General features: G+C 70.5%; 2 protein-coding genes. One reads left to right on the forward strand and one right to left on the reverse strand.

Annotated features, from left to right (window positions below; translation table 11 throughout):
- A partial coding sequence (locus ACOADB_RS08590) for an NAD(P)-binding domain-containing protein (RefSeq protein WP_378597546.1) occupies positions 1-1317 on the reverse strand: 1317 nt, incomplete at its 3' end.
- Between the two features lie 92 nt (positions 1318-1409).
- Here ACOADB_RS08590 and ACOADB_RS08595 point away from each other — a divergent pair.
- Positions 1410-2317 (forward strand): GAF domain-containing protein (locus ACOADB_RS08595; protein WP_378597547.1); only part of this gene is annotated, 908 nt, incomplete at its 3' end.

Below are 2317 nucleotides of genomic sequence, written 5' to 3' on the forward strand. Positions count from 1 at the left end.
GTCGTAGAAGTCCTTGTCGCGCTCCTTCATCTGGTCGTAGAGCGGGATCTGGAACTCATGCATGATCCGGTAGGGCAACGACGCGAAGATCAGGTCCGCCTTCTCGGTGGTGACGCCGGCCTCGAGCGCCCGCTCCGAGTAGAGGTCGCCGAGGCCGATGTCCATGAGCGTGTCGCTCTTCACGATGTGCGTGGAGGACCGCTGCACCATCGTGACGTCGGCACCGTGCTCCCACAGCGCCCCGCAGATGTCGAAGGCGGAGTTGTTGCTGCCGATCACGACGACCTTCTTGCCCGTGTAGGCGTCGGGGCCGGGGTGCTGCGACGAGTGGTGCTGCTCGCCCGCGAACACGTCCTGGCCGGGGATGGTCGGGATGTTGGCCTTGCCCGACATCCCGGTCGCCATCACCAGCTGCGAAGGCTTCAGGACGAGCGGCTTGCCCTCGCGCTCGAGATGCACCGTCCACTCCCCCGCGGCCTCGTCGTAGGAGGCCTTCGTGGCCATGGTGTTCGACCAGTACGGCACCTCCATGACCTGCGTGTAGAACTCCAGCCAGTCACCGACCTTGTCCTTGGGCGCGAAGACCGGCCAGTTGTCCGGGAACTTGAGGTACGGCAGGTGGTCGTACCAGACCGGGTCGTGCAGGCAGAGGGACTTGTAGCGGTTGCGCCACTGGTCGCCCGGTCGCGGGTGCTTGTCGATCACAAGGGCGGGTACGCCGAGCTGGCGCAGCCGGGCACCGAGGGCGATGCCGCCCTGACCGCCGCCCACGACGAGCACGTACGGCTGGGTGTCCACTCCGAGTGCCGCCTCCTCGGCACGGCGCTTCTCCGCCCAGGTCACGCGGTCGCGGGTCGCGCCATGCTCGGCGCCCATCGGACGTCGTACTCCACGGGGCTCCTCGTGGCCCTTGAGCTCGTAGAGCGTCGTGAGGAACGTCCAGGCCTTCGGGCCGTCCTCGTCGACCAGCCGGACAAGTCCGCGGCCGCGGCCGACGGCGGTCTCGAACTCGAACCACGCCGTGGTGACGCCGTCAGCGGTGGCGGCCGGCTCCGACAGGCGGAACCCACGGGGGTCCACACGGTCGAGGGTCTGGGTGAGGAGGTCGGCCACACCGACCGGGTCCTCCACGGTGGTGAGGTTCCACGAGAACGCGACCAGGTCCCGCCAGAAGCTGGTGGCGGCGAAGAGGCCGGCGGCCCGGTCGATGTCGCGGGCGGCGAAGGCCTCCTCAAGGGCGGCGAACCACGTGGTGGCGGGGTCGGACGCGCCGGCGGTTGGGGCGGCGTCCACGGGACGTTCGTCGAGTTGGGTCATGTCGACAGGACACTCCGCGGCGGTGACCCCCGGGAACCGTTGCACGTTGTTGCATGTGGTCCCCGTCACATCGCCGGACCTACAGTGAACGCATGACCGCACCGACCGATCTGGTGACGCGGGCTCGTGACCTGGTCCGGATCCACGACGCCGTGCTGTCCGGAGGTGCGCCCCCGGAACGGCCACGGCCGGTGGTCGCGCGTTCGTGGAACCGGGTGCTCGGACTCGGCATCGACCCTGACGGTCGCAACGGTCGCGATCCGCTTGCCCCGTTCGAGGTGGACGAACGTCGTCGTACGTCGCGGCTGGCCCTGGTCATCGACGAGATCCGGGAGCTGCTGCTGAGCGCCGCCGACGCGTCGAACTACCTCGTCGTGGTGGCCGGTGCCGACGGCATCGTGCTGTGGCGCAGCGGCTCGCCCCGGGTCAAGCGCCAGGCGGACCACCTCGGGTTCGCCGAGGGCGCGGTCTGGACCGAGGGCGCCGTCGGCACCAACGCCATCGGCACGGCGCTGGCGGAGTCCGCGCCCGTGCAGCTGTTCTCCGCCGAGCACTTCGAGAACGCACAGGTGCCCTGGTACTGCACGGCCTCCCCGATCCACGACCCGATCGACGGCAGCCTCCTCGGCATCGTCGACGTGAGCGGGCCGGCACTCACGCTGCACCCGGCGATCGAGGCCCTCGTCACGGCATCCGTGCGGCTGGCGGAGGCCAGGTTGTGGCGCCATCACGAGGAGGGCCTGGAGCTGCTCCGGCGTACGGCGGAACCGCTGCTGTCCGGCGCCAACGGACCGTTGCTCGTGGTCGACGACCACGGCTGGGTGGCAGCCCACCAGGGCGTCGCGGTGCGCGACCGGGTGGAAGCACCACGCGCCGACCGGGCGCTGGCCGTGCCCGGCCTGGGCCTGTGCCTGCCCGAGCGGCTGCGCGGCGGGTGGCTGATCCGTCCGTCCGGAGGCGGGCACGTGCTGCGCGCCACCCTCGACCTGACCGCCTCCCC

The sequence above is a fragment of the Nocardioides sp. CPCC 206348 genome (assembly GCF_048654705.1).
Taxonomy (GTDB): Bacteria; Actinomycetota; Actinomycetes; order Propionibacteriales; family Nocardioidaceae; genus Nocardioides.